Source organism: Novosphingobium jiangmenense, assembly GCF_015694345.1.
Taxonomy (GTDB): domain Bacteria; phylum Pseudomonadota; class Alphaproteobacteria; order Sphingomonadales; family Sphingomonadaceae; genus Novosphingobium; species Novosphingobium jiangmenense.
The window spans coordinates 112,969-127,874 of record NZ_JADQDC010000001.1; the positions used below are offsets into that span (position 1 = coordinate 112,969).

Genomic DNA, 14,906 nt, shown 5'->3' on the forward strand with positions numbered 1-14,906 from the left:
GGCTCCTCAGCGGTAGCCCAGAACCTTGCGCACCGCCGCCTCGATCTTGTCGACCGATGGGAGGTAGGCAGATTCCAGCTCGCGCGCGAACGGGATGGGGGTGTGCGGCGGGTTTACCGACAGCGGCGGGGCCTTGAGGCTGGCAAAGGCCTTCTCGGCCACCAGCGCGCAGATGTCGGCGCCGAGGCTGCAACGCGGCGGCGCTTCGTCGACAACGATCAGGCGGCCGGTCACTTCGACCGAGTCGAGGATCGTCTCCTCATCGAGCGGGCTGGTGGTGCGCAGGTCGATCACATCGCAGCCGATGCCTTCGGCAGCCAGCTTGTCGGCCACAGCCTCGCAGAAGCCGAGCAGCAAACCGGTCGAGACGATCGTCACGTCCTGCCCGGCGCGCGACAGGCGGGCGTGGCCGAACGGGATCATGTAGTCCGGATCGTCGGGCACTTCGCCGGAAACGCCGTAGAGCGCCTTGTGCTCGAGGAAGATCACCGGGTCGTCATCGCGGATCGCGGTGCGCAGCAGACCCTTCACGTCGGCCGGCGTGGTGGGCATCACCACCTTGAGGCCGGGCATGCCAGTGAGGATCTGGTGGACCGCCTGGCTGTGCTGTGCGGCGGCATTGTAGCCCGCGCCATAGGCCATGCGGATCACTGCCGGGCACTTGGTCTTGCCGCCGAACATGTAGCGGAACTTGGCGATCTGGTTCCAGATCTGGTCAAGCGAGACGCCGATGAAGTCGGCAAACATCAGCTCGGCAATCGGGCGCTTGCCCGAAAGCGCGAGGCCGGCTGCCGCGCCCATGATCGCGCTTTCCGAGATCGGGGTATCGATCACGCGGTCCGCACCAAACTTGCCGAACAGCCCGGTCGAGGTCGACCAGATGCCGCCGATGGCTTCGGGGCCGCCCGGCGTGCCCATGCCACCGACAATGTCTTCGCCCAGGCACACGACGTTCTCGTCGCGCTCCATTTCCTCTGCGATCGTCGAGACGACGGCGTCGCGGTACATCATTTTTGCCATTGGTCCGCTCCCTCGTCTCAGTACGAAATGTAGACGTCGGTCAGGACGTCTTCGGCGGTGGGACGATCGGCGGCCTTGGCCTGCCGGACGGATTCCTCGATCGCTTCAAGCACTTCGGCATCGAGCGCGTCGAGATCGGCGTGTTCGAGAAGACCCGCGTCGGTCACCGACTTGCGGAAGTTCTTGAGGCAATCGCGCATCTCGCGGATGCGGTCGAGCTCGCCGGGGCCGCGATAGCGCTGCGGGTCGCCCTCGAAGTGGCCGAAGAAGCGTTCGGTATCGAATTCGACCGCTGCCGGGCCGTTGCCGGGGACGCGGACGTAGTCGAGCACTTCGCGCATCGTTTCGTAGACCGAGAAGAAGTCGGTCCCGTCACCGCGCCACACCTTCATGCCGAAGGCCTCGGCGCGGCTGGCGATGTCGCCGCTGGTGCCGACTGCGTACTGGTAGCCGGTGTGTTCGGAATAGTGGTTGTTCTCGAACACGAAGATCGTCGCGGCCTTGGTGACCACGGCCATGTTCATCGCTTCGAAGGTGGTGCCCTGGTTGCACGCGCCGTCGCCCGAGAAGGTGATGGCGACCTTGCCCTTGCCGTCGATCTTGGCGGCAATGCCTGCGCCCACCGCGATCGGAGCGCCCGCGCCGACGATGCCGTTGGCGCCGAGCATGCCCTTGTCGACGTCGGCGATGTGCATCGAGCCGCCCTTGCCCTTGCACAGGCCGTCGCGGCTGCCCCAGATTTCCTTCATCATCCCGTTCACGTCACAGCCCTTGGCAAGGCAGTGGCCGTGGCCGCGATGGGTCGAGACGATCTTGTCGTCGTTGTCGAGATGCTCGCACACGCCCACTGCGACAGCTTCCTGCCCGCAGTAGAGGTGGGTGAAGCCGGCGATCTCGCCGGTCTGGATATCGACGTGGAGGCGTTCCTCGAATTCGCGGATCACCTTCATCTGGCGATAGGCGCGCAATAGCGCCTCACGGCTCAGTTGCATCCTCTTCTTCCTTTAAAGTCCGAGCACAGTGCGCGCGATGATGCCCGCCTGCACTTCGTTGGTTCCGCCGAAAATGGTCCAGGCACGGCTGTTGAGATAGCGTGCCGAGGCGACTTGCGCGCCCCTGGAATGAATCGCCTCGGGCGCATTGTCGCCATAGAACGGCCGCGCGAAATCGAGCTGGAGGCCGGCTGTGCCATAGAGGTCCACCGCCAGCAGATCGACGTCCTGCCGCAGGTTCGAGGCCAGCAGCTTGCACAGCGAGGTCTGCGGCCCCGGCGCACGGCCCTTGGCCACCTCCGAGAGGATCTTCAGCTCGATCATCTCGAGGCTCTGGATGCCGAGACGCACCTTGGCGACGCGGCGCTTCCAGTCGACATCGTCGGCCAGCTTGCCGCCACGGCCATCAGGCTCATCCGCCGCTGCCTGCTCGATCTGGTCGAGATCGTATTCCAGCTTGGGCGAATGGCACGAACCGCCGCGTTCGTTCTCGAGCAGGAACTTGGCGAGCTTCCAGCCATCGCCTTCCTCGGCAATGCGGTCCTCGACCGGCACGATCGCGTCTTCGAGGAACACCTGGTTGACCTCGTGGTCGCCCGCCAGCGTCAGCAGCGGACGTACCGAGACGCCGGGCTGGTTCATGTCGACCAGCAGGAACGAGATGCCCGCCTGCTTTTTCACGCTCGCATCGGTGCGTACCAGCGCGAACATCTTGTTCGCCCAGTGCGCATGGGTGGTCCAGATCTTCGAGCCGTTGAGCTTGTAGTGCGTGCCGTCTTCGGAAAGCGTGGCGCGGCACTGCAGGCTGGCCAGGTCCGATCCGGAGCCGGGCTCGGAGAAGCCCTGGCACCAGTAGTCCTCGCCCGAAAGGATGCGGGGCAGGTACTTGGCTTTCTGTTCTGGCGTGCCGAAGGTGTAGATCACCGGAGCGACGAGCTTCAGGCCGAGCACGGTGAGATTTGGAGCGCCGGCCAGCGCGCATTCCTTCTCGAAGATATAGCGCTGCGTCGGCGTCCAGCCGGTGCCGCCGACTTCCTTGGGCCACTGGTAGGCGAGCCAGCCCTTCTCGTTCAGCACCGCGTTCCAGCGCTGGCCGATGTCGGGCTCGACGAAGACCGTGGGCGACATTGCCGCGCCGTGCTTCACCTCTTCGGGCAGCTTCTCTGCCAGAAAGGCGCGCACTTCGTCGCGGAAGGCCAGTTCTTCGGGGGAAAGGTCGATATCCATGTCTTAACGCTCGAGAATGGTTACGGCAGAGACGCCCGGGGCGCCATAGACGTGGCTGTATGCGGTCTTGGGATTGCCGGGAACCTGACGCCCGCCACCATCGCCGCGCAGCTGCACGACGTTTTCATAGACCTGGCGCAGGCCCGAAGCGCCGATGGGTTCGCCACAGGCCAGGCAGCCTCCGTCGGTGTTGACCGGCAGCGCGCCGCCGATCTCGGTGCGGCCTTGCGCCAGCCACGCTTCCTGTTCGCCGTCCTTGCAGAAGCCGTTCTCGGCCATGTGCATGATCTCGGCACCGCATTCGGTGTCCTGCAACTGGGCGAGCGAAATGTCCTCCGGTCCGATCCCGGCCATGCGGAAGGCATCGGCGCTGGCGATCTGCGTGGCCGTGGCCTTGCCGCCGCCGATGTCGATCGAAGGCGCGAAGACCTCGAAGCTCTTGGGCGGGCGGGTGCGCATCGTCGCGGCCTTGAGGCGTACCAGCGGCTTGCCCAGCTCGCGCGCCTTCTTCTCGCTGGCAAGGATCAGCGCGACGCCGCCTTCTGCCGGAGAGCAGAACATGTACTTGGTATAGGGATCGGACACGAGCGGCGCTTCGAGGATCGTCTCCATGTCCACGGGCTCGCGCCGCCAGGCGTGCGGGGCGTGGACGGCGTTGCGGAACGCCTTGTTGGCCACGCGCGCAAGGCTGGTCTGGCTGATGCCGTGTTCGTGCATGTAGCGCATGATCTTGGCCGCAAAGAACTGCGTGGTGATCATGTAGCCGGCATCGCCATACCATTCCGGCAGGTTGTATTCCGAAGGCAGCGCGTTGAACGCGCCGCGCGGGTGCTTGTCGAAGCCGACGGCAAGGCCGATGTCGAACTCGCCGGACTTGATCGCCATCTGCGCCGAGAACAGCGCCGATCCGCCTGCGGCACAGCCATTGCGCACGTTGATGAACTGCACGCCCGTAAGGCCGAGGCGCTCGACCATGGTGTCGGGATTGCCAGCCGCGTCCGAGCTGCCATAGGCAAACTGGATCTGCGGCCAGTCGATCCCGGCATCGGCCAGCGCCTCGCGCACGGCGAAGACGCCCTGCTCAAGGCCGGACAGGCCATCGGTGCGGCCGAACGGGTGGATGCCCACGCCGACGATGCAGACGTCGCCACTCATGCTGCTGCTCCTGCGGGACGGAAGGCAGGGATCATCATGGAGCCGGGCGCGTCCGGATCAAGCGGGATCATGGTCAGTTCCAGCGGCATGCCGATGCGGATGTCCTCGAAGGCGACGTCGGTCAGGCGCGATTCGACGATCACTTCGCCGGGCAGCTCGACATAGGCGACGGCCCAGGGGCGGAAGGCCTCGGGGCCCTTGTAGGGCGGCGATTTCGGACGGTAGCGCTGGATCGTATAGGACCACAGCGTGCCGGTGCGCGACAGGGCGACTTGCTCGTACCGCTCGCCGGGAGGGCACGGAAACACGACGCGACCGGTCTCACGCTCGCGCCCGCCGATCAGGTGCGGCGGATTGTCCTCGGTAATGAGCCCTTGGGCGATAACGTGCATTCCACTCCCGTCCGTGCAAATCCGGCCGCCTGTTTCCGTTCGGCGCGATTCCGGTGTCAACCACTAGACCCGTCACAAACCACTTTGCCGACTCTGCAAAACGCTAGGGTTGTCCCTTTTGCCAGTGTGCCAGAACTGCGGCCCTGAGAGGGATGCACAATGGAACAGCACTGGGATTACATCGTCGTGGGCGCAGGCTCGTCCGGCTGCGTCGTTGCCGAACGGCTGAGCACTGACCCGCGCAACAAGGTGCTGGTGCTCGAAGCCGGTGGCGAGAACGACGGTTTCTGGGTGACGCTGCCCAAGGGCGTGGCCAGGCTCGTCACCAATCCCGACCACATCTGGGCCTACCCCGTCAGCCAGCCCCGCGCCGAGGGCTTGCCCGCCAACGAGGTGTGGATCAGGGGCAAGGGGCTCGGCGGATCGTCAGCGGTCAACGGCATGATCTGGAGCCGGGGCGAGCCTGCCGACTACGACGCGTGGGAAGCCGCGGGCGCCACCGGATGGAACGGCGCGGCGATGACCGAGGCGTTCCTTGCGCTGGAAGACCATGCCGCCGGGCCAGGGCCGATGCGCGGGGCGGGCGGGCTGGTCCATGTCGATCCGGCAATCTTCTCCTACCCGCTGGCCGAGCGCATGATCGCGGCGGGCGAGGCCATGGGCATGGCGCGTGTCGGCGACCTCAACGAGCGTGGCGGCGAGCGCGTCGGCCTTTACAGCCACAATATCCGAAAAGGGCAGCGGCAAAGCTCGGGCCGCACCTTCCTCGCCGCCGCGCGCAAGCGCGCCAACGTCTCGGTCGTGACCGGCGCGATTGCCGAGCGGGTGGTCATCGAGCAGGGCCGCGCCGTCGCGGTAGAGGCCCGCGTGAATGGCGTGCTGCGCCGCTTTGCTTGTGCGGGCGAAGTGATCGTCAGCGGCGGCGCGATGGAAAGCCCGCTGCTGCTCCAGCGTTCAGGCATCGGCGATGGCGAGCGGCTCAAGGCCGTGGGCATCGCACCGCTGGTGCAATCGCCCGACGTGGGCGAGCGCATGGTCGAACACCTCGGCTTCTCGATGCCGCACCGCTTGCGTGGTGAGCGCGGCACCGGCGGGCTCCTGCGCGGCCCCGGCCTGCTGGCGGCGATGGCGCGTTACATGCTGACCGGCGGCGGGATCATGGCGACCGGGCCGTTTGAGGTCGGCGCGTTCTGCAATGTCGCCCATCCCGATGGGCGGGTGGATGCGCAGCTCTACCTTGGCGGCTATACTTTCGAGGTGTCGGACGATGGCAACCCGGTCCCGCTCGACAAGATCTCGCGCGAGCCGGGAATGACCATCTACGGCCAGCTCCTGCGCCTGACCAGCGAGGCCTCGGTCCGCGCCGCGGGGCCTGATGCGGCGACGCTGCCGACGATCCTGCCAAACTGGCTTTCGACCGAGCATGACCGCAAGTCGGCCATCGCCATGGTGCGCAAGATGCGCGCCTTCATGCGCTCCGGCCCGTTGGCGCAAGTGGTGGGCGACGAGCTGATCCCCGGTGCGGGCGTGGAAAGCGACGAGGCGATTCTCGATGCCTTCCGCCGCATCGCCAGCTGCGGCCTTCACGCCATCGGCTCGTGCCGCATGGGGTCTGACGATCGCGCCGTGGTCGATCCGCGCTTGCGCGTGCGCGGGGTTTCCGGGCTGCGCGTGGTCGATTGCTCGGTCATGCCAGGCCACGTCACCGGCAACACCAATGCGCCTGCAATGGCGCTCGGCTATCGCGCAGGGGCCATGATTCTGGAGGATGCTAGGCGAGCCTGAGCGCCTCCAGCAGGTGCGGGATTTCGGACTTCAGGTTGAAGAAGCCCTTGCCGCAGTGGGGCCAGCACAGCCGGTCCCATTCGCGCTGGTGCTCGGCAAGGACGATGCCCTGCGCGGATAGCTGCCCCCGAAGGTCTTCGAGCGCCGCCGCAACCGGACCGACCGGCGCAAAGCCGGTCACCACCTGCGTGCAGCCATGTTGCGCAGCGATGCTGGCGATGTCGCCCGGGCCGGTAGGGCATTGCCAGTGTGCCGCCGCGCGGGCGGCGGCGTCCTGCATCGCAGTGCGGTCCCAGGCGTTGCGGGCAAGGTCGTCGGCCACGGCGACTGCGCGCACATCGAGGGTGGGCAGCACGGTTTCGAGCGAGCAGTCCTCCGGCGTCACCAGCACCAGCGTCGGCAGGGCGGGATCCGGGGCCGATGCTGCACGCAGCGGCGTGCGCGGCGGATGGGCGGAGCCATCAGGAATGCGGGGCATGGTGGCAAGACCATCAGGCCGGAACCTGCCGCCGGTCATCGCCGCGATCCGGTCCGCGTCGGCAAGGTAGGTCTTGCCCGGGGTGTGCAGCCCCGCCACCCAGCGCCAGCTCAGCGTGTTCGAGGCAGGGTCGGCATCGATCAGCCGCTCGAAGAACCACTGCGCGCCCAGCTGCCACGGCAGGCCCAGCGTGAAGGTCCAGATCGAGGCGACCTGCATCCGCGCCCAGTTGTGCAGGTACCCGGTCTCGGCCAGCTCGCGCGCCCAGTGATCGAAAGCGTCGATCCCGGTGCGCCCCGCGATCGCCTCGGCAACTGCCGTGCCGGGCTGAAAGGCTTCCACATCGGCCAGATAGCCCGTCCAGACGCCGGGTCGCTGTTCCAGCCAGCCCTTCCAGTAAGTCCGCCAGAACACCTCGGCGAGGAACTTCTCGCACTTGTCGAAGCGGTGCGTTGCCAGAACGGCGCGCACCACCTCGTCCTCCCCGATCAACCTGCGGCGCAGCGCGGCGGACAGGCGCGAGACATTGCCGTGATCGCCGTCCGGATCGACGAGATTGCGCCGCGCGCCATAGGCGCTCCCGGCGCGCGGCACGAAGCGTTCCAGCCGCTCGAGCGCGGCGGCGCGGGTGAGGGGAAACCGGTTCATGCCCCCGGCCTAGACCTGCGCGGGCGGAGGCTCGACGTGGCAACAGGGCCGTGTTGCGATGGCCTTGGCGCGGGGCCAGAGCGGAACCAGCATCAAGGAGTCCGCCCGCGTGTCCCGATCTTCCCTTCCTCCTGCCGTCACCGTGCTTGGCCTTGCCGGGTGGCTGCCGCAGGCGCTGTGCATCTGGGCGGTGCTCGACAAGGGGCCATACCAGTGGACCGCCAAGGCAGCGGGCTGCTTCTATGCCGCGCTGATTCTCTCCTTCCTCGGCGGTCTGTGGTGGATGGCGGGGCTGATGGGCAATGTGCGCAAGTCCGGGCTCTACGTCGTGTCGGTCCTGCCCAGCCTTGCCGCCTGGGCCGCGCTGCTGCCGTGGAGTGAGGGCTGGCATTGGCCGGGGCCTTCGCTTGTCGCATTAGGACTGTTGCTGCTGGCCAGCCCGCTGGTGGACTACAAGCTGTCCGGCGACGTCACCCTGCCGCAGGGCTGGTTGCGGCTGCGCGTGTGGATGGCCAGCGGCCTTGGCGTCCTGACCTTGACCTTGGCGGCGGTCGGCTGACCCGCGCACGCGCGTTTCGCTTGGTGGAACGCGCAAGGTCAGCGTCGATAGCGGGCACGCCGCCTGCGCGATAACTCTCCGGTGAAGCGGACATCATCCGCACCGGAGGGGACATATGCCGGACAAGACCACCGCCCTTGCCATCGCAGGGGTCACGCTCATGGCGCTCGCCGCGCCTGCCATCGCCGGGCAGAAGCTGGGCGAGGCGCAAGCCATCCGTACGCCTGAAACCATCTACGCCAAGACCTGCGGCTACTGCCACGGCCGCAACGTCGGCCCGATCATCCTCGGGCGCGGCCTGCCTGCGGAATCGGTGAAGTACATCGTCCGCCACGGCCAGAACGGCATGCCCGCCTTCCGTCCGACAGAGGTGAAGCCGGAAGAACTCGAAGCCCTCGCCGCGTGGGTCGAGAAGAGCGAAGCACGCAAGGGGGAGCACGGGCAGTGACCGACATCAACATGGACCGCCGCGGCCTGCTCGGCGCAGGAATCCTCGGCGCAGCCAGCCTCGGCCTCGGCACCGGCGCCAGCGCGAAGAACCCGGCCCCGCTCGCCCCGCACATGAGCAAGGCCGACTTTGCCGGCGCGATGAAGGCCTTCCGCGCTGTCGTCGGCAACGAATGGGTGTTCGGTGACGAGGACTCGGTCGCCCCCTACACCAAGGTCTACGTGCCCGACCCGACGCACCGCCACGTCCCCGTCGGCGCGGTCTGTCCCGAGACGGTGGAGCAGGTGCAGGAAATCGTCCGCATCGCCAACACCTACAAGCAGCCGCTGTGGACGGTCTCGACCGGCAAGAACATGGGCTACGGCATGACCGCGCCCGCCACGCCGGGGCAGGTCGTGCTCGATCTCAAGCGGATGAACCGCATTCTCGAGGTGGACGCCGATCTCGGCACTTGCCTGCTCGAGCCGGGCGTCACCTACCAGCAACTCAAGGACTATCTGGTAGAGAACAACATCCCGCTGTGGATCGATGTGCCCACCGTTGGCCCGATCGCCTCGCCGGTCGGCAATACGCTCGATCGCGGGGTGGGCTATACGCCCTATGGCGAACACTTCATGTTCCAGTGCGGTATGGAAGTGGTGCTGGCTGATGGGCAGGTCATGCGCACCGGCATGGGCTCGGTCAAGGGCAGCACCGCGTGGCAGGCGTTCAAGTGGGGCTACGGGCCGTACATCGATGGCCTGTTCACCCAGTCGAACTTAGGCGTCGTCACCAAGATGGGCCTGTGGCTGATGCCCAAGCCGCCGGTCTACAAGCCGTTCATGGTCCGCCACGCCGAAATGGCCGACGTGCCGCGCATCATCGAGGCGATGCGCCCCTTACGCGTCTCGAACCTCGTCGCCAACTGCAACCTGATGATGAGCGCGTCCTACCAGCTCGCCATGTTCAAGCGCCGCAACGAGATCGTGCCCGATGGCATGCCGCTCGATGAAGCCTCGATCAAGAAGGCGGCCAAGGCCAACGGCCTCGGCATGTGGAACACCTACTTCGCACTCTACGGCACCGAACAGACCGTGGCGGGTGTCGAGCCGATCATCCGCGCGAGCCTGACCGCCAGCGGCGGCGAAGTGCTGACCGCCGCCGAGATGGGCGACAACCCGTGGTTCCACCATCACTCCACGCTGATGGAAGGCGGGCTCAACCTCGACGAGATCGGCCTGCTGCGCTGGCGCGGTGCGGGCGGCGGCCTTGCCTGGTTTGCGCCGGTCGCCGCAGCGCGCGGGGTCGAGGCCGAGCGCCAGACCGCTCTGGCCAAGGAGATCGTCGAGAAACACGGCTTCGACTACACCGCCGCCTACGCCATCGGCTGGCGCGACCTGCACCACATCATCGCGCTGCTCTTCGACAAGTCCGACGCCGAGCAGGAGAAGAAGGCTGACGCCTGCTACCGCGAACTGGTCACGCGCTTCGGCGCGCAAGGCTGGGCAAGCTACCGCACCGGGGTCAACTCGATGGACCTCGTGGCGCAGCAGTACGGCGCGGTGAACCGCGAGTTCAACGCCAAGATCAAGCACGCGCTCGACCCCAACGGCATTCTTGCCCCCGGCAAATCAGGGATCATCTGACATGATGCGCTTCGAAGGAAAAGCCGTCCTCGTGACCGGCGCCGCAACCGGCATCGGCCGGGCAACAGCCATCGCATTCGCCCGAGAAGGCGCCTCGGTGATGATCGGCGACATTGACGACCGCGCCGACGAAACCGTGGCGATGATCCTCGGCGAAGGGGGCCGCGCCGCCTTCCGCAAGACCGACGTGCGCAAGGCGGGTGACCTCGACGAACTGGTCGCGCAATGCCTTGATCGCTTCGGGCGGATGGACGCGGCGTTCAACAACGCGGGCGTACTGCCGCCGCAGCGCCCGATCCACGAAATCCCCGAGGACGAACTCGATCTTGCCATCGACGTAGATTTCAAAGGCGTGTTCTTCGCCATGCAGTCCGAAATCCGCCACTTCCTCAGCGTCGGCGGCGGGGCGATCGTCAACACCGCCAGCGTCGGCGCGCTGATCGCGGACCCCAACATGAGCGCCTATTGCGCGATGAAGCACGCGGTCTCCGGCCTCACCAAGGCGGCGGCGGTGGAATACGCGCAGATGGGCATCCGCGTGAACGCCATCGCCCCCGGCTTCGTCGTCACCCCGATGACCCAACATTGGGCCGACAGCAACGAATTCACCGACATGTTCTTCGCCCAGAACATCTCGGGCCGCGCGGCGCGCCCTGAGGAAATCGCGCCCACCGTCCTGCACCTGTGCTCTGACGGGGCGAGCTTCATCAACGGTGCCACCTTCACCATCGACGGCGGCCAGACCGCACACTGACGGGAGACGGACCATGCGCAAGGTTCTCGCACTGCTCACCGCGTCGGCGCTTTCCATCGGTGCCGCTCACGCAAAGCCGCTCGACTACAAGGTCATCACCACCAGCCCCGGCAGCCTCGTCGCCAATGTCACGCTGGTGACGGGCGAGAAGGACGCGGTGCTGGTCGACGTACCGTTCACCCGCGCCGATGCCATGCGCGTGGCGGCAGACGTGCTAGACAGCGGCAAGACGCTAAAGGCCATCGTCATCACCCACGACCACCCCGATCACTTCTTCGGACTGGACGTGCTGCAGGACGCCTTCCCGGATGCGAAGATTCTCGCCAATCCGGTGGCGGCGAAGGACATGGCCCGCTCGATCCCCATCAAGTTCAAGCGTTGGGCCGCGCAGCTTGGCACCAATGCGCCGCGCCGTGGCGTCCAGCCCGAGGCCATGACCGGCGACAGCATCGATCTCGAAGGCCACAAGCTGCAGGTCATCGGCCCGATGCAGGGAGATCACGTGCATTCCACCGTCGTCTGGGATGCCGAGACGCGTACCCTGATCGCCGGCGACATCCTCTACAACGGCGTCTACGTCTGGCTCGGCGAACATGGCCCCGCGCAGTACGACGCCTGGCTCAGGACGCTCGACCGGCTGGAAGCGATGAACCCGGCGCGGATCGTGGCCGGCCACCGCCAGCCCGGCCTGCCGGACGACAACATGTCCATCGCCTGGACCCGCGCCTACATAACCGCCTTTGCCGCCGAAGCGAAAGGCGCAAAGACCTCCGCCGAACTCGCCGCCCGCATGGCACAGCGTTATCCGAACGCCACCGAGGTGCTGGGCGGCTTCCTGCTCGGCATTTCCAGCAAGGTCGGCGCGGGCGAGATCCCGCCTTGGGACGAATGACCGCCCACGGTGCAGGCTCTGCAAAACGCTAGGCTTGTCCGCTTCCCGCGCATGTCCGATGAAGGTGCGGGAAGGGAGCCGGGATGACGGCAAAGCACAGTGCCGGGATTCGCCGGCCGCAACTTGGCTGGACGATGCTCGAAAGCCCCCGCTTCGTGGCAGAGGCAGGGATGCTGGCGATGGCCTGGCCGATGCTGTTGCGCGCGCCGCGGGGCGATGGGCACGCGGTCATGGTCCTGCCCGGCTTTGCTACGAACGACGCGATGACCGGCCTGTTGCGCTGTTATCTGGCGCGGCTTGGCTATGCAGTCTTCCCGTGGGAACTCGGGTGGAATCTCGATCAGCATTCGGCCGGCGAGAACGGCGAACACGTTGCCGCCCGGATCGAGGCCATCGCCGCCGAGACCGGGCACAAGGTCAGCCTTGTCGGCTGGAGCCTTGGCGGCGTCATCGCGCGCGAGGCGGCGCGGCGCGATCACGGTGCCCTGCGGCAGGTGATCACGCTCGGCAGCCCGTTCACCGGCAATCCGCGCGCGACCAGTTTATCGACGCTTTACGAACTGCTCACCGGCAACAAGGTCTCATCGGATTCGACCGCCGAACGTTACAGTCGTGGCCACCACCCGCTGCTGGTGCCATCCAGCGCGATCTTCTCGCGCTCGGACGGGATCACCGCGTGGGAGAATTGCGTCAGCGCAACCGATGCCCGGACCGAGAACATCGAAGTGCACTGCAGCCACTTCGGCTTCGTCTCGAATCCTGCCGTGTTCTGGGCCGTGGCCGACCGATTGGCCCAGCCCGAGGGGACGTGGTCACCGTTCGTGCCGCGCGGCCCCTTCGCCGGGTTCTTTCCCGAAACGGGCCATCATCCCATCCCGTAAGCGGCCTTGAGCCCGCCCTGGCGCTCGAGGTCGAGCGCCATGATCGCGATGTCGTGCAATTCCCCTGCCGTATCGCGCACGTGATCGCGCAGCAGCGCCTCGGGGCGGAAGCCGAGGTCTTCGAACACGGTCAGCGCCGCGCCCTGATCGGGCGTGAGCCGCGCGGTCAGCTTGGAGACGCCGTCGGCCATGGCCATGGCAACGCATTCCTGCGCCAGCACCCGCCCGAAACCGGTGCCGCGCATCCGGGGGGAGACGAGCATACGGATGTCGGCAACATGCGGCGACCAGCTCAGCTCGTCGCGGGCGAGGGCAGTGCAGCCGACGATCTCGCTGCCTTCCACCGCCACCAGGCTGCGGATCTGGCCACGCTGGACCTGCTCGATCCACGCCGCCACCACGCGCGGATTGCGGATGTCGCGCAGCAGGAACAGCAGGTCGTGCTGGGGCAGGCCTTGCGCAAAGGCGATCAGCGCATCGGCATCGCCGGGCTGGAGCAGGCGCAGCTCGATGGTGTGCGGTCCGGCGCTGACGGTGCGGGGATAGGAGAGCGTTTCGGGCATTCTATACGGACCTTTCGGCAAGCCAGCCATCGATGTGCGGCCACAACCGGCGCAGCGCGGCGGGCCCCGCCACAAGGCTGACATGGCCGCCCTTCGACACGATCTCGTGATAGTCGGTGCAGCCCGTCCGATCGCGCAAGGGGCGCGCGGCTTCGAGGCTGACGACGTGATCGTGCTGGGCGATGATGTTGAGAATGGGCACCTTGATGGCGGACAGCAGCGCCTTGCGGCCGCCGATCTCGAGCGTGCCTTCGTGCAGGGCATTGTCCCACATCAGGTAGCGGATCTGCTCGCGGAAATACTCCCCCGGCACCGGCAGGGTTTCGGCCGCCCAGCGGTCGAACATGCGGTAGGATCTGACGAACTCGTCGTTCCACATGTTGGTCCACAGGTGCATGCGGCCTGCGGTGCGGTTGGCCGGGCGCGCCAGGTCGAACGCGCCCATCATGATCTCGGGCGGGATGATCCCCAGCTTGTCGACCACCTCGTCGAGATCGAAATGCCGCCGGTCGGACCATTTCTGGAACAGGTGCATATGGGTGAAATCGACCGGGGTGGCGAACAGCACCAGATTGCGCACGCCGTTTCCGGCATGGAGCGCGGCGTGGATCGTCGCCAGCGTGCCGCCCATGCAATAGCCCGAAAGCGACACTTCGCTCTCGCCGGTGATCCGCGCGATCGTGGCAAGGCAATCGGGAATGAAGCGGTCGACGTAATCGCCAAGGCCAAGGTGGGCCTCGTCGCGGCGGGGTGGTGCCCAGTCGAGGTTGAACACGTCGTAGCCGCGCCCGAGCAGGTATTCGACCATGCTCTGCCCCGGCGCCAGATCGAAGATATAGCCCTTGTTGCTGGGGGGCGAGACGATCAGCAGCGGCACCCGGTAGATCTCGTCCATCACCGGGCGATAGCGATAGAGCATCGCCGTGCCTTCGCGGTGGACCAGCTCCTTGGCCATCGCACCCACGTCCTGCCGGGGCGCGGTAAGGAAATCGAGGCCCTTGATGTTGCGCTTCATCGCGCGATCAATCTCGCGGCGGACCCGCTCGGCAACGGCTTCCGGCGATAGCTGTTCGGCCTCGCTCATGCCCGCGATGCGTCACCTGCCGGCGGCTTGCGGGTGCGTTTGGGTTCAGGCGGCGCCTCAGTCGCGGCGGTCTTCGTCGCCAGCGCCTCGACGGCAAGGCGCACTCGCTCGATCGAATCCTCGATCGCATCAAGCCGCTCGGAAAGGGCATCGACCTGTGCCTTGCTCGGCAGGTTGAGATTGCGCAGCAGCGTTTCCATCTGCTCGGCAAAGGCGTTCTGGGCGACGATCTGGACCTTGGTCAGCTGCCCCATCATCGCGCCGAACTGCTCGTTCTCGGTAACCTTGCCTGACCAGTCGTTGATCTCGTGCTCCCACTTCTGGACCATTTCCTGCCATTTGGCGCCGGACCAGATCTCGAACGGATCAAACGACTTCTGCGTCATGCCTGTCCCCCAGTTCG

16 protein-coding genes are annotated in these 14,906 nt (G+C 66.6%); 7 read left to right on the forward strand and 9 right to left on the reverse strand.

Features of this window, described 5'->3' with window-relative positions:
* Positions 1-6: 6 nt before the first annotated feature.
* Genes I2488_RS00525 through I2488_RS00545 form a run of 5 tightly spaced genes read right to left on the reverse strand, consistent with a single transcriptional unit; the run spans position 7 to position 4,786 of the window.
* Positions 7-1,020: an alpha-ketoacid dehydrogenase subunit beta gene (locus I2488_RS00525; RefSeq protein WP_196273856.1), complete on the reverse strand. Its 1,014-nt coding sequence runs from the start codon at positions 1,018-1,020 to the stop codon at positions 7-9.
* Between the two features lie 17 nt (positions 1,021-1,037).
* Entirely contained in the window at positions 1,038-2,012 is a 975-nt protein-coding gene (locus I2488_RS00530; protein ID WP_168904897.1) for a thiamine pyrophosphate-dependent dehydrogenase E1 component subunit alpha, read from the reverse strand.
* A 12-nt stretch (positions 2,013-2,024) separates the two neighbouring features.
* Positions 2,025-3,239 (reverse strand): acyl-CoA dehydrogenase family protein, encoded by a 1,215-nt coding sequence (locus tag I2488_RS00535; protein ID WP_196273857.1) that lies wholly within the window; start codon positions 3,237-3,239, stop codon positions 2,025-2,027.
* Between the two features lie 3 nt (positions 3,240-3,242).
* Entirely contained in the window at positions 3,243-4,394 is a 1,152-nt protein-coding gene (locus I2488_RS00540) for a thiolase family protein (protein ID WP_196273858.1), read from the reverse strand.
* A complete protein-coding gene (locus tag I2488_RS00545) occupies positions 4,391-4,786 on the reverse strand; it encodes a Zn-ribbon domain-containing OB-fold protein (protein WP_196273859.1) in 396 nt (131 codons plus the stop codon). The genes I2488_RS00540 and I2488_RS00545 overlap by 4 nt, the downstream gene beginning before the upstream one ends.
* A 159-nt stretch (positions 4,787-4,945) precedes the next feature.
* On the opposite strand from I2488_RS00545, the gene I2488_RS00550 reads away from it, so the two are divergent.
* Entirely contained in the window at positions 4,946-6,571 is a 1,626-nt protein-coding gene (locus tag I2488_RS00550) for a GMC family oxidoreductase (protein WP_196273860.1), read from the forward strand.
* On the opposite strand, the gene I2488_RS00555 is transcribed toward I2488_RS00550, so the two are convergent.
* A complete protein-coding gene (locus I2488_RS00555) occupies positions 6,558-7,697 on the reverse strand; it encodes an FAD-binding domain-containing protein (protein WP_196273861.1) in 1,140 nt (379 codons plus the stop codon). The genes I2488_RS00550 and I2488_RS00555 overlap by 14 nt on opposite strands.
* A gap of 109 nt (positions 7,698-7,806) precedes the next feature.
* Between I2488_RS00555 and I2488_RS00560 the strand changes: the two genes are divergently transcribed.
* The 6 genes from I2488_RS00560 (at position 7,807) to I2488_RS00585 (ending at position 12,856) form a co-directional block, all read left to right on the forward strand.
* Positions 7,807-8,256, forward strand: a complete 450-nt coding sequence (locus I2488_RS00560; protein ID WP_343070953.1) for a DUF3429 domain-containing protein — start codon at positions 7,807-7,809, stop codon at positions 8,254-8,256.
* A gap of 115 nt (positions 8,257-8,371) precedes the next feature.
* A complete protein-coding gene (locus tag I2488_RS00565; protein ID WP_196273863.1) occupies positions 8,372-8,704 on the forward strand; it encodes a c-type cytochrome in 333 nt (110 codons plus the stop codon).
* Positions 8,701-10,329, forward strand: coding sequence for an FAD-binding protein (locus tag I2488_RS00570; RefSeq protein ID WP_196273864.1), 1,629 nt, complete (start codon positions 8,701-8,703; stop codon positions 10,327-10,329). The genes I2488_RS00565 and I2488_RS00570 overlap by 4 nt, the downstream gene beginning before the upstream one ends.
* Position 10,330: 1 nt before the next feature.
* Positions 10,331-11,083 carry an SDR family NAD(P)-dependent oxidoreductase gene (locus tag I2488_RS00575; protein ID WP_196273865.1) on the forward strand — a complete coding sequence of 251 codons (753 nt, stop codon included), beginning with the start codon at positions 10,331-10,333 and terminating at the stop codon, positions 11,081-11,083.
* A 13-nt stretch (positions 11,084-11,096) separates the two neighbouring features.
* Positions 11,097-11,975, forward strand: a complete 879-nt coding sequence (locus I2488_RS00580) for an MBL fold metallo-hydrolase (RefSeq protein WP_196273866.1) — start codon at positions 11,097-11,099, stop codon at positions 11,973-11,975.
* A gap of 83 nt (positions 11,976-12,058) precedes the next feature.
* The gene (locus I2488_RS00585; RefSeq protein WP_196273867.1) at positions 12,059-12,856 is read left to right on the forward strand and encodes an alpha/beta fold hydrolase; all 798 of its coding nucleotides are present in this window, start codon (positions 12,059-12,061) and stop codon (positions 12,854-12,856) included.
* Here I2488_RS00585 and I2488_RS00590 read toward each other — a convergent pair.
* The 3 genes from I2488_RS00590 to I2488_RS00600 are packed head-to-tail and all read right to left on the reverse strand — an operon-like array spanning position 12,841 to position 14,889.
* A complete protein-coding gene (locus tag I2488_RS00590) occupies positions 12,841-13,419 on the reverse strand; it encodes a GNAT family N-acetyltransferase (RefSeq protein WP_196273868.1) in 579 nt (192 codons plus the stop codon). The two genes, I2488_RS00585 and I2488_RS00590, sit on opposite strands and share 16 nt — an antisense overlap.
* A 1-nt stretch (position 13,420) precedes the next feature.
* On the reverse strand, positions 13,421-14,503 hold the full coding sequence (locus tag I2488_RS00595) for an alpha/beta fold hydrolase (protein WP_196273869.1): 1,083 nt from the start codon (positions 14,501-14,503) through the stop codon (positions 13,421-13,423).
* Positions 14,500-14,889: a hypothetical protein gene (locus tag I2488_RS00600; protein ID WP_196273870.1), complete on the reverse strand. Its 390-nt coding sequence runs from the start codon at positions 14,887-14,889 to the stop codon at positions 14,500-14,502. Before I2488_RS00600 ends, I2488_RS00595 begins: the two co-directional genes overlap by 4 nt.
* Positions 14,890-14,906: the final 17 nt, after the last annotated feature.